This window comes from Stappia stellulata (genome assembly GCF_020176715.1).
Lineage (GTDB): Bacteria > Pseudomonadota > Alphaproteobacteria > Rhizobiales > Stappiaceae > Stappia.
Genome location: NZ_JAIVMF010000058.1, coordinates 1 through 556, shown reverse-complemented (window position 1 = coordinate 556; position 556 = coordinate 1). Strand labels below are relative to the sequence as shown.

General features: G+C 56.5%; 1 tRNA gene. It reads right to left on the bottom strand.

Annotated features, from left to right (window positions below):
• Positions 1-368 precede the first annotated feature (368 nt).
• Positions 369-445: transfer RNA gene (locus LC092_RS21095), tRNA-Met, on the bottom strand.
• Positions 446-556: the final 111 nt, after the last annotated feature.

Genomic DNA, 556 nt, shown 5'->3' with positions numbered 1-556 from the left:
GCGATCGGCAACAAACCGCCGATATCGCTCATGAAAGGCTCATCGGCGACTTTCGCTGCATGAGATATCACCCCCGAAAGTTCCGGTTCGGGCTGATCCAAAGACGGGGAGCACTTCAAGTCGAGGAACAGACTAACCTCAGAGTGGGGACGTTTCAGGGGAGCAGGTCAGTGGAGATCTGGGTACCATCCTGCGCTTTGCTGCAGGAAAGAAAAACCCCGACTTCCTTTCGGAGGCCGAGGCTTTTGACAACCTGCTATCGCAGGGATCGTTGGTTGCGGGAGGGCGCAACAGACGATCTCTGCGGAATGGGTCCGGAAATGCAAAAACCTCCGCGGCGGGGCCTGCGGAGGTTTCGCAATTATCGTTGGTTGCGGGGGCAGGATTTGAACCTGCGACCTTCAGGTTATGAGCCTGACGAGCTACCGGGCTGCTCCACCCCGCGTTAAGTCTGCTGTTTTTTATCGTAGATATGTTTTAAGTTTTACGCTTAGCGGGCCTGGCGGCGACCGACTCTCCCACGTCTTAAGACGCAGTACCATTGGCGCTGGGGCGT